Raw genomic sequence first — 22,403 nt, forward strand, 5'->3', positions numbered from 1 at the left:
ATGAATTTTCGAAATATTCGTACTTTTATGCTAGAAATCAGCGAAATTTGTCTGTTTTCGTCCTAATATAAGGTATAATGGAGATATATAGTCTAAAAGGGGGGAAACCTCGATGGGTCACATGTTTTCTCTTTTTTCCAATCATACCATTAAAACAAGACTGCAACTCTGGATAAGCGCAATCATTGTGGTGCTGGCTTTTTCGATCATTGTTCCTTTTTACTTTATAGAGAAGGGAAATCGGTTAGAGGAGGCTGGGGTTCAACTCAAGCAAGTGATTGCTTTGCAGAGTTTATATATTGAACGTTGGAATCAGGAAAAACTGGATGCAATTAAACGGTTTGCACTTTCAGATAATGCCAAGTTCCATCGCATCGGCGATTTGAAACGGGAATTTCAAGACTATGCGAAGGTGAACTCGGAATTTTATTCGATTACCTTTGTTGAGCCGGATGGCTATATTCGAGGTGATTCGAATCAATTTTATGTGGGTGATCGTCAATATTACACGCATGGCAAGGATAAGAAGAGCTTCGTTTCGGGTGTCGTGATGTCCAAAGAAAATGGAGCACCTGTGATTACCTTCTCATCCCCCGTACTAGGTGATCATGGTGAATTCAAAGGGATTGTACTTGGTATTATCACACTTGAAATGTTGAATAAATTGATGGCTCAGCTTAGCTTCGGGGATACGGGTGAAGTCTATGTGCTTGATGGACAAGGCAATATTGTAACAGCCTCCAACCGTGCGGAGAATCATACGATTACACAACGTGTAGCATCGGAAATTTATCAACGTGCTGTGACGAATAGTACTGATCATAGTGCGTATATTGGCTTCCGAGGTGAGAGCGTGTATGGTCAATACAGATGGTCTCAAGAGAAAAATTGGCTGGTTGTCGGGGAAATTACTCAGAAGGAAATTTTTCAAAAGTTAAATGAATTAAGCATGACGATTATTTTCATTTCGTTGATTGCACTTCTTCTCAGTGTTGCGGCTGCGGTGATGATTGCCTCCAAGATCGAGAGGCCGATTCGATATTTGCTTCGTGCTACGAAGATCATTCAGAAGGGGAATTACGATTACCAGATCAATGCGGATAAAATAAGAAAAGCCCCCGTGGAGCTGCGTCAATTAGTGGTTACGTTTAATCTCATGTCCGATCGTTTGAAATCGAACATTTCGTTATTGGAGCATTCCGCATGGATGGATCAATTGACTGAGGTTCATAATCGACGTTACATGATGCTAGAAGGCAACAAGCAATTGCAATCGTGCATTTACTCCGGACAGACCTGTTCCGTCATGATGATGGATATTGATCATTTTAAGAAAATTAACGATACTTATGGTCACTTGGTTGGCGATGGCGTTCTCCATCATGTCGCGAGTATCTTGAGACGGTTTGCGGGAGAGGATGCGATTGTGGCGAGGTATGGCGGAGAAGAGTTCGTACTCTTATTGCTGCGGAAGGACGCGCACGAGAGTGCAGCATTAGCTGAGGAATTGCGAGCGCTTTTCATTAATGAGCCTTTTAGGAAAGAGTCGTTAACGGTCAAAATAACAGCAAGCATCGGAGTCGCAGAATACTCACCGACATTGGAATATGGAACGATGGTGCTGGAAGATATGGTTTCTAGGGCAGACCATGCGCTGTATCGTGCAAAGTCAGGCGGAAGAAATCGTGTCGTAGTTGATACCAAAAGGTTGTATGATGAAGATGATCATGTATAAATATGACGCTGGAGGCGTGCTATGAAAGGGAGAACGGCGATTGTTGCGGGAGGAACTGGCTTAGTCGGCAAGGAATTGATCAAACAGTTATTGAACGATCCGGACTATGACAAGATTATAGCTCTAGTTCGTAAGAAGATGGACTTAGAGCAGTCTGGTGGACAAGGGAAACTAGAGCAGCGAGTGATTGATTTCGCTAAACTGAGTGAGAGTCTGAAGTCCTCGGAGTTTGCGCATGCGCATGTCTTCTGCACCTTAGGAACGACGATTAAAAAAGCAGGCTCGAAACCGCAATTCCGCAGAGTGGATCGAGATTATCCCCTTATGTTAGCTGAAGTGGCGAGCAAGGGACAAGCAGATGCGTTCGCCATAGTGACAGCGATGGGTGCAGATCGCACATCCTCCTTTTTCTACAATCAGGTGAAGGGTGAAGTGGAAGATAAGCTGCGGGGGATGCGGCTTCGTGCGCTTCACTTGCTTCGGCCTTCTCTCATTCTTGGTGACCGCGGGGAATTCCGATTAGGTGAGAAATTGGGAGGCATCGTTTCGCGTGCCATCGCGCCGCTGATGACGGGTGGCCTTCGCAAGTATCGTCCGATTCATGCACGAACGATTGCAACGGGCCTTATTCGAGCCGCGAAGTCGGGCAAAACAGGTGTTCAGGTGCTGACCTCCGATCGGATTGCAGCCATCGCTGGTAGATGATCCGATTAACGTATAAACGGTAGTGGTGCTCTGCCTACGTTTTTGTTAAGATTAATGTCGTTCATTATTCATGTCCTAAATGATTATAGAAAGAAGGTTTACACCATGATTGATCATATTGTCCTTGTAAAATTTGCTGAAACAACAACACAGGAGCAGCTGCAAGAGGTTGTTAATCGTTTCAAAGCGCTTCGTCCTCATCTGACAGGTATCGTTGATATCCAAGCGGGTCTTAATTTTTCAGAGAAAAATCAAGGTTTCCAAGTCGTACTTTCCGTTCGCTTTGAAGATAAAGCCGCATTGGAAGCTTACGGTCCAAACCCTGAGCATCAAGCAGTAGCTGCATTGATTCGTGAAGTTGGTCGTGTAGACAGCATAGTCGTGGATATCGAGATTTAGAGGTTATGGGCAAATTCGGTATGATTGCGATGTGGTGAGTAGACCCGCTCGATTGGAGAATAACGGGAAAAACTACATTTAATTTCATGCGATTTGGCCAGATATGTGAAATAAATGGAAAAGGTACATCTAATTTACTCAATTATTGGCGTTCCAGTGGAAAGACCCAAATATTGATGGAGAAAATCCAGTTATCTTCCTATTTCGATGAAATGGGGCAGAAATAGCTGGATTTTTTCCAGCTATTTCGTTGGCGAACATCTTTACTTATTCTTGTTCTACTTGTTACTCTTGTACCCGTCCTTATCCCTCTTACTCCTCTCTACTCTAACCGCAATCACTGCTCTGATAGTCAACTTCTACTCTTTTTCTGCTCTTCTGCTACCCTTCAATTAACCTTCTGTTACTCTTCTTATACGCTCATGATCCACATGTTCTTCTTGTATATATTCGCGCACATCTACCGCTTAAAAGAAACTTATTTGTCATTTGCATAGCTGGATAACGAGCCATAGTTGCTACACAGTCCGTAGTTCCTTCCGATACACAGACGGTGCAGAACCGCTCCATTTGTGGAACTGCTTCGAGAAATAGAGCGCATCATTAAAGCCCACGGAAGAAGCGACCTGATCGATGGTCATGGCGGTTTGGAGCAGCTGCTTAGCCCGTTCCATGCGGATGTTGAAAAGATACTGCATCGGCGATAAGCCGGTGGATTGTTTGAACATTTTGCACAAATAGGTACGGTGATAGCCCAAGCTGCGAGCGAGGTGCTCGATAGAGACCGCTTGCGTGTACTGCAGCTCTAAATAGCGGATGGCTTGTCCGATTTGGCGTTTGATATCGGTCTCAGCCACTGGCTTGGTAGAAATATGGTGCGTGTTCGTACGTCCAAACTCACGGAGGAGCAGCTTAAGCCAGCCTTCGGATTCCAACTCTTCGAGCTGCGGGAAGTCCGACTGTTGAAAGCTCGAACGAATATGTCGATAGAAATGCCGAATCGTACGCGGATTACCCCCGGATACCACGGCTTGTTGCGGGGATACACCGATTTGGGCTAAGGCGGCACTAGCGCCGCGTCCAGTGAATGCGACCCACACATAATGCCAAGGGTTGACCGCATCAGCCGTATAGGTGAAGAGCTCGCCTGGGAAAATGATGAAGGTATCACCAGCTAGGCAGGTATAGATCTGTCCTCCCGTTTCAAAAGTGCCTGTTCCCGATAGAACGGTGTGCACGAGGAAGTAGTCATGAACACCGGGACCAGTTTTATGTAGGGGAATAGGTTTACCTTCACCGCTAAAAAGCACAGATAAATCAAGATTACTGTGAAGCGGGTTAATACTTATTGCGAAGTAGCTGTGATCCGGATGCATAGGAGCCTCGTTCTGTTTTTAGTTTGAGCGTACCCTATTAAACTACAAATGTCCATATTGGAGTTGTTTCAATCCATATTTTTCAGGGTAGGCTTGCGCTATAGTAAGGATATGATAATAGATGAATTATTGGAGGAGAATCTCACATGTCCAAAATTACTTTTTTAGGTGCAGGAAGCACAGTTTTTGCGAAAAATGTACTCGGTGATTGCTTGCTTACACCCGCGCTGCAAGGCTTTGAAATCGCTCTCTTTGATATTGATCATGAACGACTGCAAGATTCAGCCAATATGCTGAATAACATCAAGAAAACAAGTGGAAGTACATCCATAATTAAAGCGTATACAGACCGTAAAGAAGCGCTAAGCGGTGCCAAATATGTGGTAAATGCGATTCAAGTAGGTGGTTATGATCCATGTACGATTACGGATTTTGAAATTCCCAAGAAGTACGGTTTGCGTCAAACGATAGCAGATACGGTGGGGATTGGCGGTATTTTCAGAAACTTGAGAACGATCCCTGTTATGCTGGATTTTGCTGCGGATGTGCGCGAGGTATGTCCTGATGCACTATTCCTTAACTACACGAATCCGATGGCGGTTCTGACAAATGTAATGAACACGTATGGCGGTGTGCGTACAGTTGGTTTATGTCACAGTGTGCAAGCTTGTATTCCTGATCTGTTTAAGCATTTGGGGATGGATAAAACGGGGGTCAAAGCGAAAATCGCGGGCATTAATCATATGGCCTGGCTGCTCGAAGTGTCCAAAGACGGTGTGGATCTGTATCCTGAGATTAAGCGCCGTGCTGCTGAGAAACAAAAAGAAAAGCATAATGATATGGTTCGTTACGAAATGATGCTGAAATTCGGCCATTATATTACGGAGTCCTCTGAGCATAATGCTGAGTATCATCCGTATTTCATCAAGCGGAATTACCCAGAACTCGTGGATCGTTTCAACATTCCACTCGATGAGTACCCACGCCGTTGTATCGGTCAAATTAGTAGATGGAAGCAAATGCGCGAGGATCTCGTGAACGATGCGAATCTAACACATGTGCGTTCGCATGAGTATGCTTCATACATTTTTGAGGCGATCGAGACCGATGTTCCGTTCAAAATAGGCGGTAACGTCATGAATACCGGCTTGATCACGAACTTACCGCGCGAAGCGTGTGTAGAAGTGACTTGCTTGGTTGATCGCAACGGCGTTACTCCTACGTACGTAGGAGATCTGCCTCCGCAGTTGGCGGCGCTGAACCGCACGAATATCAACACGCATTTGTTGACGATTGAAGCCGCAATTACACGTAAGCGGGAGCACATTTATCACGCAGCGATGCTAGATCCGCATACTTCAGCGGAGCTGTCGATGGACGATATCATCGCGATGTGCGATGAGTTGATTGAGGCACATGGCAAGTGGCTGCCAGAGTATCACTAAGAAAAAGGCCGTGGGGATGGTTGTCCTCACGGCCTTTTTTGGTGTAGATTTCCGAGGACTCCTGGCCATCGACAGTAACTAGTTGGAAGGTACTTTGAACGAAATAACTGGAAAAAATGAAGCTAATTCGATCGAATCTCCAGGTTGATAAGAAATAAATGTAAAAAATACAGTTATTTTCAAGGTTTCGCGTCGGAATTGGCAGATTGCGAAGGATTAGCTGTACCTTTTCCATCTATTCTCAGATATTCGGCTATAAGTGAAAAAATAGATGGCGTTTTTCCAGTTAGTTGTGATTGTTCTGTACGGGCACTTTACCCGCCAAACGCATCGCGAAACGCCTCATTCAAGCTTTCCAGCTCCACGTTCCATATAGGAGCGACCTCGGGTGCAACATTTTCGCCGAACCAGTCGGCAAGCAAGCGACGGTTGCTGCCATTGTCGACGATAAAAGGGAGATTCAGCATCACTTTTTTCACGTAAATGGTCTCGGCAGACTTGATTTGCTCGGGGGTGAGCCATATTTTTAACCGCTTAATGGTCCGATATAGCTCCTTGTTGCATGCTCTCCGAATGGCACGAGCGTTGGGGAGTTGCTGTTTATGCCGTTCACTTTGTTTCTGATACACCATACAGGGATCGACGCTCCTCTCTCTGTTATGTGTATGCACAGAGAGGGCGGAGAGCGACTAGGGACAAGAACCTATTGCGCCCAAGTTCGTGGAGAATGCTTCGCTTTAGCCTCCCGCGGCCCCATATAGGTCATCAGCGCCGGAAGCAGCATGCCTCGAACGAGAAAGGTATCGATGAGGATGCCTGCCGCCATTGCGAACCCAAACAGCAGCAGTTCCTGCAAAGGCTGTGTCATTAAGACACAGAAGGTCGCCGCCAGCACGATGCCAGCTGAAGAGATGACGCCGCCAGTTAACGCGGCGCCACGCTGCACGGCTACTCGCCATGGATAGCGCCGCGCTTCCTCTTGCACCCGAGAGACCAAAATGATGTTATAGTCCACGCCTAAAGAGATAAGAAAGATAAAGGTGTACACAGGCAGACGGTAGCTAAAGGCATCGTGTCCTAATCCGAAATGAAACACACTCCAAACAATTCCCATCGTAGCTGCGTAAGACAGCAGCATGGTGGCCATCATGGTAAGCGCCAATCGAAGGGAGCGGGCCTGCCAGATCAGCATAACGGTAATCAATAGTGTAATGAGTGAGAAAATAACGAACGTATCACGCTTATTCATCGTACGGACATCAAGCTGCTCCGCAGTTTGGCCTGCATAATGCAGGGTGAACTGGCCAGGCTCGAAGCCACTCTGCCTAAGCATGGCATCACTATCCTTGCGTAAGCCGGAGATCACCTCAAGCGCAGCTTGTTCATAGGGATTCATGTTTAGAATCAGTTGAAGCTTCATCGTATGATTAGGTAAATCGGCATTCTCTGGACTTAACTGAGCTTCAACGAACACCGGTGTAAGAGAGCTGACCCCCTCATGCCCCTTAATGAGACTGGTCAATGTGTTCATTTTGGCAATGAAGGCCGTATCCTGTACAATTTCTTTCTCCGACTCCAAAAGAACAGTGACTGGCGCCAATTCCCCCTGCGGGAATTGTGCTTCCAGAATTTCAAAGCCTTGTCTGGAAGAAATATCGCTAGGGAAGGATTTCATGAGATTAAACGAGTAGCGCATGCCTAGTGTAGATAAAGCAGGTGCTACTAGAACGATTATTAGTACAAGAGCGGTTATCCGTGGCTTTGTGGTAACGCGAGTACTTACCCACGCCCAGAATCCGCGAGGCTCTTCATTCACAAGTACCGCATCATCAGTACGTGGAATAAACGGCCAGAAAGCTCTCCGCCCAATCAAGGCAAACATAGCAGGAATTAACGTCATTCCACCGAGTAAAATAACCAACATCGCGATGGAAAAAACAGGCGCAAAGTTATGATAGGGCTTGAACACAGCAGTAAATAAGGTGAGCATGGCAATTAGCACGGTGCCGCCGCTGAAGAAAATGGGTTCAGCCACGTTGGAGAAGGCCTTCGACATCGCTTCGTACTTGGAATCCGTTGTCCGCAGGGCGGAACGGTAGCGCGCAATGATAAATAAGCAGTAATCCGTCAACACAGCAAAAAGCAAGATCATCATGATGGAGAGGGATTGCTTCTCGACGAAAATCCAGCCCATTTTGCCAGCTAAGCCTAAGACTCTATCGACGACTGCATACACCATGCCTGCGATAATCAAAGGTAACAAGGCCAGCAGCGGGGAGCGATAAATGACGATTAAAATGATGAGAATGATACCCAGTGTGGCGAGCATTAACACAAAATCGGCCTTCTTGAAGAGCATAATGGTATCGGATGAGATGCCCGCAGGACCTGTGATTTCAAGCTTCATCGCCCCCAAGCCTTGCTGCTCCGACGTATGACGAATCTGTTCAAGCGTATCGTAGACAGGACCTGATGCCAGATCCTTCTGGAGGGATAGTGTTAACAAGAGCGTTGTACGATCTGCGGAAAATAAGAGCTCTTGCTGCGCGGCAGGCATTTGATGGAAGGGCACAGAATGCGTGACGTATGGCGGTCTCTGATCAGAAGCTAGCCACGCACTGATGCTAGTTATGGATCCACGTTCATCATCCGTGATGGGTTGCTCGGAATGGAACACGAGGATGGCGGTTAAGCCGTCTTGGGAAGGGTAGGCCTCTTGTAATAACTGTTTAGCTTCTTCAGACAGTGTATAGCCAGTTAGGCTGCCTTCACCACCGCTTTGAGCGACATCTTTGGAAGATGGCGCAAATGCGCTTAATAAAAGGATGGCTGCTAGCCAGCTAATGAGTACGATTTTGACACCTTTGGCGCTGCTAACGAACTGGGCAAGACGTGTTAAAGTATGTTTCATGGCAGGTTCATTCTCCTCTCCTAAATCTACTTCAAATAGTAGGAGAGGAATATGAACGGATGATGAATGCAAGATTACATTCGGGGCAGGTGAGCAGTGAAGGTCGTCCCTTTGCCGAGCTCACTCTGGACATGAATGCTGCCTCCGTGCAGCTCTATGATTTTCTGAACAATCGACAAACCAAGTCCGGTGCCAGCACTGGCGCGGTTTCTGGACCGATCCGCTTTATAGAAGCGGGTAAAAATTTGAGGCAGCTCCGCCTCAGACATGCCAATCCCTGTGTCGCGCATCACGACGGTGACCCCTGTCTCTGATGACTGTATCGTAATGTGTAACGAATCATGAGGACGAGTATATTTGATACCGTTCGTAATGAGGTTAAGCCAAACCTGATGCATCAATTGGTGGTCAGCCGAGACGTCCGTTTCTGGAAGATCCAGTTCGATGTCGAGCGCCTTCTCCGACCATTGCCACTCTGTGTGAATGAGAATCTGACGGATTTGTTCATCCAGCCGGTACACAGTACGCCTTATTACATGACTCTCTTTGTCTAATGAGGCTAGCGTTAGAAGCTGTTTGCTGAGAGAGGACAACCTTTTGCTTTCGTCTAAAATGATATGAAGATAGCGCTCCTTCTCCTCCTCAGAGGTCGTCTGATCTAGTATGGATTGGGCGAAGCCCTGAATCGAGGTTAACGGAGATTGGATTTCATGGGAGACATTGCCCACGAATTCCTGCCGCATATCTTCTACTTGTTTGAGCGATTGCGCCATGTAGGTGAAATCTCGCGCAAGCTCCCCGATTTCATCTTGACGGGAAACGTCCATCGTCATTTCGTAGCTGCCGCCAACGATCCGTCGCGTAGCTTCTCGTAATCTTTTGACGGGCTTCACGATGAATTGGGAGAAAATAATGATAAGGACGATGCTGAATAGGAAGGTAAGTCCGAGCAGAAAAGCCATCAGGACGCGCACGCCGCCGATTTGCTGTTCCAGATTAGGCCGAACAAACAAGGCATACGTTTTCCCCTGCACCTGAACAGGAACACCGATACTGTTGCGCAGGCTATTTTCAAAATAACCGATCACCATCAGAACATGACGCTCCTGCAGCATCCCACGGTACGTTTCTCCCGCTAAAACACGATGAATTTGCTCCGGATCCAACTGCGTATGTTTATACGGCGTTCCATAGAAGGTTCCCGCCATCTGCTCATTCACGACATAAAGCTGGAACCCCATATTGGCAATATGGGTGAAATACGTGGCAGGATCGACTGCCGGCATTTCTTCATAAAGAGATCGGATTTCCGTCGTGATCTTCCAGATTTGTTCCTCGTTCTGATCTCTTAATTTCGTTAGATAATACCAATTCGAAAGAAAGAGTGCGAGCACAGAGCTGACCATCGCGATGAGAATAAACGTAACAACGATGCGAAAGTATAATGTTTTCACCCTTCCGTCACCTCAAGCTTGTAACCAAGTCCTCTCACTGTCGTAATCATAAAGTCATTCGTTTTCTCATAAAAACGCTCCCGCAGTCGCTTGATATGAACATCGATGGTGCGGCTGTCACCCTCATAATCCGTGCCCCACAGCATTTGGATCAGTTGCTCACGCGTGAAAATGCGCCCTGGATGACTCGCCAATTGGGCGAGCAGCTGAAATTCTTTGAGCGGCAGCAGCAGCGTTTCACCTGCGATCGTGACTTCATAGCTTTTGCGATTGATGACAGTGTGGCCAAGCGTAATCATCTCCGATGAAACCAGCTGGTATCGTCGTAATAACGCGCGCGTTCGGAAGAGTAATTCTTTCGGCTCGAATGGTTTTACGACGTAATCATCGGTGCCTGAGGCAAAGCCTCGCTCTTTATCTTCGATTTCTCCTTTGGCTGTCACAAGAAGAACAGGAATATCGTAGTGTTCGCGGATTTCCGCGCATAGCTCCAAGCCGTCACGCAGCGGCATCATGACATCAACAACAGCGAGATGGATTTGTTCCGTTTCCAGCAGTCGGGAAGCTTGTTCACCGTCACTTGCTTCAAAGACAGCATAACCTTCTTTGGAAAAGAGGAAGCGCATCAGTTCGCGAATATGGGCATCGTCATCGGCGACGAGTATATGTGTTTTCACTGGGGAAGCACCTTCTTCATTGGGAATCAATTGAGCTTGGCCTCAGTGTAAACGAAAAAAAACCTTAATGCCACTTCTGGTATCGAGCCGCCTGATGATGACGATTCGAGGTAGTAGAAGGATGACTTAAGGTTTCGCTGGAGAGGCATTAATAGACCTCGATATAGCCGATCATCGGACCATTATGGGCCATATCGGTATGCGTCATACAGATGAGTCGATACGTACCGGCTTGATTGGCGGTAAAATGAACGATGGTTTCTTTACCCTTTTTGATTTCACCGCTGATATTAAGTCCTTCGATAAGAAAGGGGTGGCTCTCGCCATTGATACCAAGGATGCTGAGCTTGATGTGCTCACCCTTTTTTACGGGAATTGATCCGGGGTCCCATCGATAGGCTTCGATGGTTTTGCCATCAGCGGTAGTAGATTTGAACTCTCCAACAACCATATGAATGGTGCGTTCTGTCGTGGGTTCGCCTAAGGTTGGCAAGATAGTTGCTCGATTTAGATACAGCCAACCGATAAGAATGAGTAGAAGTGCGGCTGCTAGCTGAACGACATGCTTGCGTTTGACAATCCATACTCGGGACATAGGGTCCGCCTCCTGTACAAGGGTCTTGTACATCTTATGCGGGGGCTTGTCAGCGCATGAATTGGAAATTGCAAAGGCGGGGTCACCACCACTTCGTGGGGTACTGGGTTTTGGTTGCCCGGTGATACCCGCAGGCAACGAGCACGATCAGCGCTGCGCCGAGCAGCACCGGCGTGAGCAGGAAGCTCCAGCTGGCGCCGGTGAGCATCACTAGCAGCGGGTCGGCGCCTGCGGGCGGATGCAGCGTGCGCGTCAGCTGCATGAGCGTGATGGCGGCGCCGACCGCAAGGGCGAGGCTCCACGCGTGCACGCCGAACGCGGTGAGGGCGCAAAGCCCGACGAGCGTGCTCAGCACGTGGCCGCCGATGAGGCTGCGGGGCTGTGCGAGCGGGCTCTGCGGGAGCGCGAAGGCGATGACGCAGGAGGCGCCGAAGGGAGCCATCAGCAGCGAGGTGCTGACGAGGTCGCCGAGCAAGCTGCACAGCAGGATGGCGATGAAGCCGCCGATGCCGGGGATGAGCTTGATGAACAGGGGAGAGAGTTGCGGTCGAAGACGAGTGAACATGGGGTGTGCCTCTTTTCATTGGGATATCTCTGATGTTATCATGGGACTATGTATTTGAATAACGAATGATTTCGATATATGGTATTTGATAATACGATAGGTGGGTGATTCCTATGTTGGAACAGCTGGATGGTCGAAGCATGAAAACCTTCGTTACGGTGATGGAGGAGAAGAGCTTCAGCAAAGCCGCGCTTAAGCTTGGTTATGTACAATCCACTGTCACGATGCATATTCTGCAGCTGGAGCAAACCTTAGGACAATCTCTCTTTACACGGTTGCCGCGCGGGGTTGAATTGACAGCGGCGGGCCGCGAGGTGGCGCCATTTGCATATCGCTTCTTGCAGTTGGGAGAATCCCTGCAGGAGAAATTAACGGGCTTGCAGGAGCCCAAAGGCGTGGTGCGCCTGCGTGCGCTGGAATCGTTCTGTGTGCCGCATCTACCGATGATGCTGCCAACGTTGTTCGAGCGGTTTCCACACATTCAGCTGCAGCTGGAAACGGGCTTTCAACGCGACATTATTCAGGAGGTATCCGCGTATCGTGTGGATTTAGGTATTGTGCCGCGTGATCCCAAGGTACGAAATCTCACTTTTATCCCACTGTTAGTGGATGAATTGGTGTGGGTAGGGGCTCCGGTATTAGTGAAGCGCATCGAGCTAGAAGGCTGGGAAGCAATCGCACAAACGCAGGTCATCGGCTTCGGCAGCCGCTGCATTTATCAGTCGATGGCCTCCCAAGTGTTGGTGGACAAAGGGCTTGCTACTTTTACAGAAATGGCCTTCGACAGCACGGAAATGCTCAAACAGACGATGATGTGCGGCATGGGCTTATCGTTGCTACCTGTCACTTCCGTTCAAAAAGAGCTTGAAGCGGGCAAGCTGCTTCGCGTTGAGTCGGAGGCAGCGATCCCGTTGGAACACGGACTGATTCATCGCGCTGGCAAAGAACTCAGTGCTCCTGTGGAAGCCTGCAAATCGCATATTTTGGCGTATTTCAACGATGAGTTGCATACAAGTAGAGGATAAGAGCCTGTCTATGATAGAATGTGAATGGGATTAGAAAATTTAGGTTTTAGAATAGGCAACACGTACAAGTTAGACCTCATCGGGGAAGTATTAGGCATTTAACAGGAAAAACTACAGCTAATTATGAGGGATTCCACTGAAGATTTAGAATAAACGGAAAATATCCAGCTATTTTGTGGATTATAGGTGATGTTGAGAGGAATGGGCGAATTTACATGGATAAAATCCAGTTATTCTCTTTCTTTTGATCCTATGGGCAAAATGAGATGTACTTTTTCCAGCTAAGTAAGTAGCGAATGTAAGGGAAAGTGAAGCGAAGAGAGGGTTATGGATGAGTGAGTTAATTCATAGTGTTTTGGTGTATTTGGAAGGATTGGGGTACTGGGGGATTTTCCTTGGACTCATGCTAGAGGTCATTCCGAACGAATTGCTTTTAGCCTACGCAGGGTATCTCGTATCCAAAGGTCAAATTAACTTCGTGGGCGCTATGGTTTGCGCGGTCATCGGGGGGACTTTGGCCCAAATCGTGCTATATTGGATCGGACGCTATGGTGGCAGGCCTTTTCTGGAGAGGTATGGGAAATACCTGCTGATCAGCAAGCATCATATCGATGTAGCGGAGAGCTGGTTTAATCGGTACGGCACGGGGATGATTTTTACAGCGAGATTTATTCCAATTGTGCGTCATGCGATATCGCTGCCAGGTGGTATGGCCAAAATGCCTCTAGGGAAATTCTCCCTGTACACGGCTTTAGCCTTAGTTCCTTACTCGTTTTTGTATATTTATTTGGGCATGAAATTGAAGGACAACTGGGAGACGATTGGCGAGTACGCAGGGCCTTATATTAAACCATTGATTATCGCTGCGGTCGTGCTGACGATTCTGTATGCGGGCTATCAATTTTATCTCAAAAGAAAAACGAAAGTCTAGTAAAGTGGATTTGGCGGTTTCGCCTTGCTTTTGATACAATGAATGAGAAAATGGACGATCCTGGGAGGATGAAAACGATGGGTGCGAATCTTGCTAGTAAGTTAGGTACAGGCCTGAAGCCGAAACAGTTTATCGAGAGTATGGAGAAAAATAAAGAGCAGTTTTTGGCGTATTACGATGGTTTTGCATGGGATAATGAAGAGGACAAAGAATATTTTGAATCGTTAAATAATCGCGATGATCTTCGTTGCTTGATTATTGCTGCTGACTGGTGTGGCGATGTTGTTCGCAATGTGCCTGTGGTTTTCAAGGCTTTGGAAGATAGCGGCATTCCAACGGAAGTTCTTATCATTGAACAAAACTATGATGTGATTGATCAGTTCCTGACAGGCGGCGGACGTGGGATTCCAATTGTCGTATTCACGGATACTGGTGGCTTCTCGCTTGGACACTGGGGACCTCGTCCGAAGAACGTACAAGCGGTTATGACACAGTTCAAGAAAGAAAATCCAGATCGCGATGCGGCAGATTATAACGAAAAAATTCAAGTAGCCAGAGCCGAAATGGGCCGTCAATATGGCGAAGGTAACGGATATCATGCTGTTATTGTGAAGGAACTTCGTTCATTGATCGAGTCGTTCTAAAAGGTGAGGGTGGCATCACGATGATCAACATTCAATCTTTCGTCTTGGGTCCGGTTCAGACGAACGCGTACTTACTGTCGAATCCAGAGACGAATCAAGGTATTATTATCGATCCCGGTATGAATCCGAAGTCGCTGATCAAAAAAATTGCCGATATGGATATCGTTGCGATTTTGCTGACACATGCACATTTCGATCACATGGGTGGCGTTGACGAGATTCGTAAGCTCAAAGGCTGTCCGGTGTATATTCATGACTTGGAAGCCGATTGGCTGACGAATCCGAAGAAAAACGGCTCTGCACGCTGGCCTGATCTAGGCGCTCCGATTGTGACGGATCCAGCGGAATTCGCGCTGGATGAGGGACAAATACTGGAGTTCCTGGGCATTAAGCTCAAGGTATTCCATACCCCTGGCCACTCGCCAGGCAGCGTGAGCTTCCTGTATGATAACCACTTGTTCAGCGGTGATGTGTTGTTTAAACTATCGGTCGGCCGAACCGACCTATTTGGTGGAGACAACAATACCCTGCTGGATTCCATTCAGGATAAACTGTTCCTGTTGGATGACGATGTCATCGTCTATTCGGGGCACGGCGCGAAAACAACGATCGGCTTCGAACGTGAGAATAATCCATACGTGTAAGAAGATTAGGACTGCTCCCTCTGATGAGGGGGCGGTCCTTTTTGTATGGGGATGGGGGCTGATCTGTGGCGGGGGGAGGAGTTAGTCGATAAAATCGACCTACTGGTGAAGAACTGGGGTGAGCAGCAGGGAGTTAGTCGATGAAATCGACTAACTGGTTGAGAATTGTGGTAAGTAGCAGGGAGTTAGTCGATGAAATCGACTAACAGGTGGAGAACTGGGGTGAGCAGCAGGGAGTTAGTCGATAAAATCGACTAACTGGTGGAGAATTGTGGTGAGCAGCAGGGAGTTAGTCGATGAAATCGACTAACTGGTTGAGAACTGGGGTGAGCAGCAGGGAGTTAGTCGATAAAAACGACTAACAGGTGGAGAATTGGGGTGAGCAGCAGAGAGTTAGTCGATAAAAACGACTAACAGGTGGAGAACTGGGTTGAGCGGCAGGGAGTTAGTCGATGAAATCGACTAACTGGTTGAGCATTGAAATGAATTTTGCTATTAAGTCGCACATATGCTCGTTCGCCCATGACACCCACCCAATTTATTTATAAACTGGGTATTTACCGTGTGCAACGTAGGTGGTTCCCCATAGACTGATGTTGTAAGCTATTCACCCAACTTCAACAATAACAATCCTGTTTAGCCCGTTTATGTACGTGAAAGTTCCCGGTAGGGAAAATACCAAGGAGGTGCTCTCTCATGGAATATGTAAAAGTTCCGAATTACCCAATGCAACCAATGCCTATGCCAACCCCGATGCCAATGCCAATGCCTACACCGCTACCAGCTCCTGCGCCAATCATGCAGCAACCGATGCACAATAATATCCACCTGCACGCGTCCTACCAACAAACCGAATTTGTTTTCCCGAAACCAGTTCACACGCAAGCGGTTGCTTGTCCTCCGAAAAACAATTCGGCCGCAAGTATCCTTGTACTTTTCATTTTGTTAGTAATCATTACTCGTAGTATTTGTAAATATTAATTTACGGATGTCACGGGTAAAAAGGAAGGTAATCCCACGGGGCCTAGGGTCTTGGTGGGGTTGCCTTTTTTGTTTGCGGCAAAGTACGATCCTATTAAACTACTAGACAAATATAGGATTACCCGCTAGTATGAAGCCATATAACTACATAAATTGCGAGTAAGGTGCACGCTTTGATGTTTCTGTCGAAGGTGCTTAAAAGGGAAGTCAGGTGTAAAACCTGCGCGGTCCCGCCACTGTAAATGCGGAGTTACTTTTCTATCAGGCCACTGTCCCCTTCGGGGATGGGAAGGCGAAAAGTTTACGATGATGCATGAGCCAGGATACCTGCCTTATTTCGTTGTTGCTCTGATTCTCCGGGGGGTGGGAATCCAGTTAGCGTTCTGTAGCCAGTATGGCGCACGTATGTTTGTTTACTCATGAATTAAGAAGGCCACCCCGCCTGAGGGTTGGTCTTTTTTTGTTTTGGCGTGCGATAAATCTTAGCGAAGTAAGGGAGAGAAGTGGAGAGTATGTTTACGAAGTTACAACGCAAAATGATGTCGTCTATCTTAGCTACGCTAATGGTACTATCTGTCTTATTTACTGCCATAGCACCAGCTAATCAAGTTTTCGCCGCGAGTGAAAATCCAGTATCCGTTTCACTTCGAGTGGAGGGGCCGCAGGGTCCTATCAAAGAGGGAATAGCCGAGGGCTCAACTGCTTTAGAGGCTTTAGTAGCTCAAACTGATATTAACACTACTGTCGCGAATAAATCCTTCGGTTCCTATGTGACCGCGATTAATGGGATACAAGCTGCATCATACAGTGTTAATGATGGATGGAACTATGCCATTAAACGCCAAGGTCAGTGGATCATTCCTGATGTAGGTATAGACCAGTATGCCTTGGAAAGCAATGATCAAGTAATTGTCTATTACGGTGATCTCAGTACACAACTATTGAAGTCGATCACCATTTCGTCAACCCCCGTTAGTGCGAACGCCCCCTTTTCCGTAACGGTTACGAAAACAACCTATGATTGGAGTAACACAGGGTTTATAGACTCTGCAGCTGAGGGGTTGAAGGTAAAAGTCGGTGCTGCCGAAAAGTTTACGAATGCTAGTGGTGTAGCTGTGTTTGACCAAGGTGTAGCCGCTGGAAATTATACCGTGGAAGTTACCAATTATCGTTCCGATGGAGCCCCTGGCGTAGTCAGAGGTACGCAGCCATTCATCGTGGAAGCTAAGCCAGAGCCAACCCCCATCGGCCATGTAACGGCTTCTGTTGAGAAATTTACGATAGGACAGGGTTTTTATCAGGAACCTATCCATGTTCCCTTATACGAAGGTGATAATGGCGCAGCTGTAATCGCTCGTGTATTGGGTGAAGGTAACTATCAAAACTATGGCAGTATTGAAGATTCCTTCTATTTATCTAAAGTAAAGGATAGTACGAAGGCTATACAGGTACCTACTTTTATTCAAGATCAAATCAACTTAAATAGCGATCATATTGGTTTGAAGCTGGACGAGCATTGGCTCAGTCAATTTGACTATACGTCCATGTCAGGTTGGATGTATGTTGTAAATAATATAATGCCTGATGTGGGTGCATCTCAGTATATCCCCCATGATGGAGATGTCTTTCGAATTGAGTTTTCTCTTTATGGGTGGGGAGCTGATCTTGGAGCCAACGAATGGCGCTATCTGCCCAACCCAGCGGATAAAGATGCTTTGCTTACTAGAGTAGCAGGAATTAATAGCGATCCGAATAAAGTAACTATTTTAGCGGATACAGCTGTTCGATCCGCCTATGAGCAAGCGTATACGGTGCTTTCAAAGCTAGAGAGTACGCAAGCAAGTGTTGACAGCGCGCTCGCCAGTCTGAATAAGTCATTTGAAAAAGATACGGAGAAGCCAAGCGTTACGGTATCAGGTATATCGAATAACCAAGAAGTATCTGAGGCGAATTTAAGTTTTGGTGTAGTTGTGACGGATAATACCCCTGAGGGTATTACATCGGAAGTAAAGTTGAACGGAACAGTTATTTCTAAAACAGACGGACTCTATGCCCTTGTACTTAATTTGGGAGCCAACACGGTAGTTGTGAAAGCAACGGACTCATCCGGCAATACCAATGAGCAAACATTTGTCATTACTTATAAAATCGACATTAAAAAAGCAGCAAAAGATCACCTGAATAAAAGCCTAGCTTATCTATTACGAACGGTAGACAAACCTGCTTTTGGCACGTTGGGTGGAGAATGGTCTGTCCTTTCCTTGGCAAGAGGTAACTACACGGTACCTGAAGGGTATTACCAATCGTATTACAATAACGTAGTCACCGAAGTTACTCGCTTAATGACATTAAATAGTGGTGTACTGGATAAAACAAAGGGTACTGAGCATTCCAGAGCGATACTAGGACTTGCTTCTATTGGCAAAGATCCAACAAAAGTGGAGGGCTATGACCTTACGTCTGCGCTCTCCGATTACGATTATGTCATTAAACAAGGGATAAATGGTCCCACCTTTGCGCTATTAGCCCTTGATGCCAGGAATTATCAAATTCCTACTGTTGAGGCAGGGAAAAAACAAGCAACCAGAGCTAACTTAGTTGAATATCTGTTAAGCAAAGAAATAAAAAAGGATACAGTTAACGCAGGAGGATGGGGGTTCGGGAGTACTGTCGATTACGATCTAACCTCGATGGCACTTCAAGCTCTTGCTCCCTATTATCAGACGAAACCTGACGTGAAAAGCGCCGGTGATCGGGCAGTTGCTTGGTTGTCTAGCAAACAAGACAATGAAGGCGGCTTTGGATCAAGCAGCGAAAGCGTCGCACAAGTCGTTACGGCATTAACAGCACTAGGCATCGATCCGAGTACCGATTCCAGATTTATCAAGAGAGGCAAATCAGCCATAGATGGGTTGCTTTCTTTTGCAGGAGCAGATGGTGGATTTAAGCATCTTAGGACGGGCGGCGTAAATGCGCTAGCGACCGATCAAGGCACTTACGCGCTTGTGGCTTACGACCGATTCATCAATGGCAGTAAACGACTTTATGATATGACGGATGTAATTGGAGATACACCTGCAACAGGTGAGACTGAAATTCAGTTGCCAAGCGGGAATCAGCCTACTATTGATATCCCATCGGATAATTTGGACTACATCATTCCTATCACGAATGCGGATGAAAACAAAGAGATAACTGTCGTCATTCCAAGTGAGAACAACTCAAAGATTCGTGTTAATTTGCCTTCCAGAACTATCCTTCCGAAAATTGAAGCGAAAAAAGGGAATATTTCTGTTGTTATTCCAAAGGGTGCACAAGTAACTAGCGATGATACATCGGCACTTGAGCTAATTACATCTAATAATCCAGATGATTCTGGTTTAAAAGATAAAGTGAATACACTTGTTCAAAGCGGTAAAAAGCTTGATATGGTGAACCAAGCCATTACGCTTGGCGGCAGTACTCGAGTTGAGTTTAATCAGTTTATTACGTTAACCTTTGCTGGCATGAAAGGGAAAGAAGCGGCCTATATCCAGAATGGATCGCCGAGTACGATACAGAGATTTTCCGATGATCCAGCAGGCATAGCTAGCGGTTTAAATGAGTATGCCTACGATAGCGGTAATGATCTTATTGTTAAAACCAAGCATTTTACGGACTTTATTGCTTACACGTCTAGTGTGGTACAAACTCCAGGTGGTGGTGGTGGTACGCCTCCAGCTTCCAATCGTGTAACATTATCTGTAGATGTGCTAACCGTAAATAAAGGATATATCGTTCCAGAAGTAAGTGTTGAGCTTCAAAGTGGGGATACGGTATGGAGTATACTCAAGAGAGTACTAGATGATCGTGGAGTTAATTATTTATACATGTGGAGTACCAAATGGAACAGTGTTTATGTACAAGCCATTGCAGGATATAAAGAAATAGATACTGATGGATATGGTGTTGGAAGCGGCTGGATGTACAACGTAAATGGCACCTATCCTGACCATGGAGCGGATACATACTTCCCTAAGAATGGCGACTCTATCCAATGGCGTTATACAACAGACTATGGAGAAGACTTAGGGGAAAAAATACCACCTGGGGGAACAAAACCAGGCACAAACATCAATCCTAACGATAAAAAGTCAATCATCGATGTTCCTGCAGACAGTAAAGAAGATTACCCAGTAAACATCACGAAAGACATGAAAGACAAAGAATTAATTACCATCAACATTCCTAAGGTGACCTCCAAAGTTATCCTCAACCTAGCAGAAGTGAAAGACAGCATTCCTATGATTACCGCTGTGAAAGGCGACACTTCACTTTCCATCGATAAGGGAACGATTCTGAAATCGGGGAATGCAAGTGTCGAGCTACTCACGGCATTAGATACGAAGGATACAACACTTCAGGATTTGGTGAAGAGTGGTTTAAGTGAAGAGACTGCGAAGCAACTCAAGCTGAATCAAGCTTTTACTATGGGGAACCCGAACGAATCGGTTCTATTCGATAGACCAGTAACCATCGTGCTTACAGGTGCGAAAGGGCAGCAAGTTGGATTTATCGAAGGCAATACGTTTACGCCGATCGAGATTTATGCGACAGAGGCGGAAGGAACTGAGGCTACAAAGGGTAAGGAAAAAATCACGTACGCGTTTGTGAAAGACAATGATTTGATCATTAAAACGAATCATTTCACGAGCTTTGTTTCGTATGCAAGTAGCGAAGAAACAGCAGTGGCTTTTGATTTAAATAAGCTGTACACAGACGCGGGCACGATCTCCCCTTGGGCTGTTGACGCAATCAGCAAGGCTACTCAGAATGATTTTGTCGAGGGCAGCTCTGGTAAATTTAGTCCTCAAACGACGGTGACACGAGCTGAATTCACCAAAATGCTAGTAGGCGTTCTTGGGTTAGATGTGCAAACAGATAAGACCATTAACTTTAAGGACGTTGCTCAAGGGGACTGGTTCTATCCTTACGTGAACGCTGCGTATAAAGCTGGGTTCATTACAGGAACGAGCGATGACCAGTTTAGTCCAAACGAGAAGCTGACGCGAGAGCAAATGGCGGTCATTATTGTTCATGCACTTAACCTTTCAACTGCTGAACAGACGCCAGCTATCGAAGATTTAGGGCAGGTATCGGCTTGGGCCAAAGCGGCTGTGCAAACGATTATTTCCCAAGAACTGATGTCAGGTTGGAATAACCGTTTCCAACCGGCGGATCAAGTAACGAGAGAAATGGCAACGGTTGTTGCGATGAGAGCTTACCAGTATAAGCTTGAAAATAAACCGGAAACGCAACAGCCTGATGTAGTTAAAAAAGCTGTGGTTGAGAAGCAAATCAATCAAACAGCGGCGTTCTTGCAGCACACGATTACGGATCCGACGGTTGATTCGATTGGTGGGGATTGGACGATTGTAGGACTGGCGCGCTCCGGCGTTCCAGTTCCTGATGCCTATTACGCCAAATATTATGCGAATGTGGAAAAGATTTTGAAGGAAAAGTCAGGCAAGCTGCATGCAATAAAGTATACGGAGTATGACCGAGTTATTTTGGGATTAACTTCGATTGGCCGCAGTGTTGATCAAGTATCTGGTTACAATTTGAAAGAATGGCTCGCCGATTACGATACACTGATTAAACAGGGAATCAATGGCCCGATCTTCGCCCTCATTGCACTAGATAGCAAAGCCTATGCCATCCCGATTGTTAATGGGGTTAAGAAACAGACAACGAGAGAGTTGTTAATTGATTTTATTTTGAAAAGGGAGATCACAGGCGGCGGCTGGGCATTGGGCGAGAAATCATCCGAACCGGACGTGGACATCACGGCTATGGCCATCCAAAGCTTGGCTCCCTATGTGAAAACGAATCAGCAAGTTCAAGCGGCCGTAGATCGCGCACTGATTTGGTTATCCAAAGCTCAAACAGCGGATGGTGGCTTCGCGAGCTATGAGTCTACTAACTCAGAAAGCAACGCTCAAGTGATCGTGGCGCTGACTGGCCTTGGAATAAATCCGCATACGGATGCACGTTTTGTTAAAAACGGCAAATCAACGTTGGATGCTTTGTTAAGCTTTTCAGCTACCAACGGCGGATTCTACCATGTGAAATCGGACGGTGTCGATAACGGCGGCGGCAAGCCAGGAGAAGTGGATCCGATGGCCACCGATCAGGCGATGTATGCATTGGTCGCGTATGACCGACTTCTCAAAGGGCAAACCCGTTTATACGATATGACGGATGTAAAATAGACGGAAATAGGAAGTGACGAGCAGGGGCATATCGATGCCCTTGCTTTGTTAGTTAAGGATGTGAA

Annotated in this window: 17 protein-coding genes and 1 riboswitch; of the genes, 10 read left to right on the forward strand and 7 right to left on the reverse strand. The window is 46.6% G+C overall.

Annotated elements, in window-relative coordinates:
- Nucleotides 1-112 precede the first annotated feature (112 nt).
- The 3 genes from AC58QG_RS17970 to AC58QG_RS17980 all read left to right on the forward strand — a co-directional run bounded on the left by AC58QG_RS17970 (nucleotide 113) and on the right by AC58QG_RS17980 (nucleotide 2,839).
- Nucleotides 113-1,735, forward strand: a complete 1,623-nt coding sequence (locus AC58QG_RS17970) for a sensor domain-containing diguanylate cyclase (RefSeq protein ID WP_497363501.1) — start codon at nucleotides 113-115, stop codon at nucleotides 1,733-1,735.
- Nucleotides 1,736-1,756: 21 nt separating this feature from the next.
- The gene (locus tag AC58QG_RS17975; protein WP_497363502.1) at nucleotides 1,757-2,440 is read left to right on the forward strand and encodes an NAD(P)H-binding protein; all 684 of its coding nucleotides are present in this window, start codon (nucleotides 1,757-1,759) and stop codon (nucleotides 2,438-2,440) included.
- Nucleotides 2,441-2,545: 105 nt separating this feature from the next.
- Complete coding sequence (locus AC58QG_RS17980; RefSeq protein WP_497363503.1) at nucleotides 2,546-2,839, forward strand: Dabb family protein; 294 nt, start codon at nucleotides 2,546-2,548, stop codon at nucleotides 2,837-2,839.
- Nucleotides 2,840-3,357: 518 nt separating this feature from the next.
- Here AC58QG_RS17980 and AC58QG_RS17985 read toward each other — a convergent pair.
- Nucleotides 3,358-4,215, reverse strand: a complete 858-nt coding sequence (locus AC58QG_RS17985; protein ID WP_497363504.1) for an AraC family transcriptional regulator — start codon at nucleotides 4,213-4,215, stop codon at nucleotides 3,358-3,360.
- Between the two features lie 146 nt (nucleotides 4,216-4,361).
- Here AC58QG_RS17985 and AC58QG_RS17990 point away from each other — a divergent pair, with 146 nt between their 5' ends.
- Entirely contained in the window at nucleotides 4,362-5,660 is a 1,299-nt protein-coding gene (locus AC58QG_RS17990) for an alpha-glucosidase/alpha-galactosidase (RefSeq protein ID WP_497363505.1), read from the forward strand.
- A gap of 314 nt (nucleotides 5,661-5,974) precedes the next feature.
- Here AC58QG_RS17990 and AC58QG_RS17995 read toward each other — a convergent pair whose 3' ends face one another.
- From AC58QG_RS17995 to AC58QG_RS18020, 6 genes are all read right to left on the reverse strand, one after another.
- Complete coding sequence (locus tag AC58QG_RS17995; protein WP_497363506.1) at nucleotides 5,975-6,292, reverse strand: dehydrogenase; 318 nt, start codon at nucleotides 6,290-6,292, stop codon at nucleotides 5,975-5,977.
- 71 nt (nucleotides 6,293-6,363) lie between these two features.
- The gene (locus AC58QG_RS18000) at nucleotides 6,364-8,571 is read right to left on the reverse strand and encodes an MMPL family transporter (RefSeq protein ID WP_497363507.1); all 2,208 of its coding nucleotides are present in this window, start codon (nucleotides 8,569-8,571) and stop codon (nucleotides 6,364-6,366) included.
- A gap of 74 nt (nucleotides 8,572-8,645) precedes the next feature.
- Nucleotides 8,646-10,025: a sensor histidine kinase gene (locus AC58QG_RS18005; protein ID WP_497363508.1), complete on the reverse strand. Its 1,380-nt coding sequence runs from the start codon at nucleotides 10,023-10,025 to the stop codon at nucleotides 8,646-8,648.
- On the reverse strand, nucleotides 10,022-10,702 hold the full coding sequence (locus AC58QG_RS18010; RefSeq protein ID WP_497245619.1) for a response regulator transcription factor: 681 nt from the start codon (nucleotides 10,700-10,702) through the stop codon (nucleotides 10,022-10,024). Before AC58QG_RS18010 ends, AC58QG_RS18005 begins: the two co-directional genes overlap by 4 nt.
- Nucleotides 10,703-10,850: 148 nt before the next feature.
- On the reverse strand, nucleotides 10,851-11,297 hold the full coding sequence (locus AC58QG_RS18015; RefSeq protein ID WP_497363509.1) for a cupredoxin domain-containing protein: 447 nt from the start codon (nucleotides 11,295-11,297) through the stop codon (nucleotides 10,851-10,853).
- An 82-nt stretch (nucleotides 11,298-11,379) separates the two neighbouring features.
- Nucleotides 11,380-11,862, reverse strand: a complete 483-nt coding sequence (locus AC58QG_RS18020) for an HPP family protein (RefSeq protein WP_497363510.1) — start codon at nucleotides 11,860-11,862, stop codon at nucleotides 11,380-11,382.
- Between the two features lie 113 nt (nucleotides 11,863-11,975).
- On the opposite strand from AC58QG_RS18020, the gene AC58QG_RS18025 reads away from it, so the two are divergent.
- The 6 genes from AC58QG_RS18025 (at nucleotide 11,976) to AC58QG_RS18050 (ending at nucleotide 22,338) form a co-directional block, all read left to right on the forward strand.
- A complete protein-coding gene (locus AC58QG_RS18025) occupies nucleotides 11,976-12,887 on the forward strand; it encodes a LysR family transcriptional regulator (protein ID WP_497363511.1) in 912 nt (303 codons plus the stop codon).
- A 331-nt stretch (nucleotides 12,888-13,218) separates the two neighbouring features.
- Entirely contained in the window at nucleotides 13,219-13,818 is a 600-nt protein-coding gene (gene uptA, locus AC58QG_RS18030) for an undecaprenyl phosphate transporter UptA (RefSeq protein ID WP_497363512.1), read from the forward strand.
- Between the two features lie 77 nt (nucleotides 13,819-13,895).
- The gene (locus AC58QG_RS18035; RefSeq protein ID WP_056618420.1) at nucleotides 13,896-14,462 is read left to right on the forward strand and encodes a thioredoxin family protein; all 567 of its coding nucleotides are present in this window, start codon (nucleotides 13,896-13,898) and stop codon (nucleotides 14,460-14,462) included.
- Between the two features lie 20 nt (nucleotides 14,463-14,482).
- Nucleotides 14,483-15,106, forward strand: a complete 624-nt coding sequence (locus tag AC58QG_RS18040; RefSeq protein ID WP_497363513.1) for an MBL fold metallo-hydrolase — start codon at nucleotides 14,483-14,485, stop codon at nucleotides 15,104-15,106.
- Between the two features lie 696 nt (nucleotides 15,107-15,802).
- Nucleotides 15,803-16,087 carry a hypothetical protein gene (locus AC58QG_RS18045; protein WP_057315917.1) on the forward strand — a complete coding sequence of 95 codons (285 nt, stop codon included), beginning with the start codon at nucleotides 15,803-15,805 and terminating at the stop codon, nucleotides 16,085-16,087.
- Nucleotides 16,088-16,232: 145 nt separating this feature from the next.
- Nucleotides 16,233-16,436, forward strand: a riboswitch (cobalamin riboswitch).
- A gap of 163 nt (nucleotides 16,437-16,599) precedes the next feature.
- On the forward strand, nucleotides 16,600-22,338 hold the full coding sequence (locus AC58QG_RS18050; RefSeq protein WP_497363514.1) for an S-layer homology domain-containing protein: 5,739 nt from the start codon (nucleotides 16,600-16,602) through the stop codon (nucleotides 22,336-22,338).
- Nucleotides 22,339-22,403: the final 65 nt, after the last annotated feature.

This window comes from Paenibacillus sp. J22P169, from assembly GCF_059691995.1.

Excerpts from the sequence above, each read along its gene's own strand:
- AC58QG_RS17970 (WP_497363501.1), top strand. The coding sequence starts at position 113 with ATGGGTCACATGTTTTCTCTTTTTTCCAATCATACCATTAAAACAAGA.
- AC58QG_RS17975 (WP_497363502.1), top strand. The coding sequence starts at position 1,757 with ATGAAAGGGAGAACGGCGATTGTTGCGGGAGGAACTGGCTTAGTCGGC.
- AC58QG_RS17980 (WP_497363503.1), top strand. The coding sequence starts at position 2,546 with ATGATTGATCATATTGTCCTTGTAAAATTTGCTGAAACAACAACACAG.
- AC58QG_RS17985 (WP_497363504.1), bottom strand. The coding sequence starts at position 4,215 with ATGCATCCGGATCACAGCTACTTCGCAATAAGTATTAACCCGCTTCAC.
- AC58QG_RS17990 (WP_497363505.1), top strand. The coding sequence starts at position 4,362 with ATGTCCAAAATTACTTTTTTAGGTGCAGGAAGCACAGTTTTTGCGAAA.
- AC58QG_RS17995 (WP_497363506.1), bottom strand. The coding sequence starts at position 6,292 with ATGGTGTATCAGAAACAAAGTGAACGGCATAAACAGCAACTCCCCAAC.
- AC58QG_RS18000 (WP_497363507.1), bottom strand. The coding sequence starts at position 8,571 with ATGAAACATACTTTAACACGTCTTGCCCAGTTCGTTAGCAGCGCCAAA.
- AC58QG_RS18015 (WP_497363509.1), bottom strand. The coding sequence starts at position 11,297 with ATGTCCCGAGTATGGATTGTCAAACGCAAGCATGTCGTTCAGCTAGCA.
- AC58QG_RS18020 (WP_497363510.1), bottom strand. The coding sequence starts at position 11,862 with ATGTTCACTCGTCTTCGACCGCAACTCTCTCCCCTGTTCATCAAGCTC.
- AC58QG_RS18025 (WP_497363511.1), top strand. The coding sequence starts at position 11,976 with ATGTTGGAACAGCTGGATGGTCGAAGCATGAAAACCTTCGTTACGGTG.
- uptA (WP_497363512.1), top strand. The coding sequence starts at position 13,219 with ATGAGTGAGTTAATTCATAGTGTTTTGGTGTATTTGGAAGGATTGGGG.
- AC58QG_RS18035 (WP_056618420.1), top strand. The coding sequence starts at position 13,896 with ATGGGTGCGAATCTTGCTAGTAAGTTAGGTACAGGCCTGAAGCCGAAA.
- AC58QG_RS18040 (WP_497363513.1), top strand. The coding sequence starts at position 14,483 with ATGATCAACATTCAATCTTTCGTCTTGGGTCCGGTTCAGACGAACGCG.
- AC58QG_RS18045 (WP_057315917.1), top strand. The coding sequence starts at position 15,803 with ATGGAATATGTAAAAGTTCCGAATTACCCAATGCAACCAATGCCTATG.
- AC58QG_RS18050 (WP_497363514.1), top strand. The coding sequence starts at position 16,600 with ATGTTTACGAAGTTACAACGCAAAATGATGTCGTCTATCTTAGCTACG.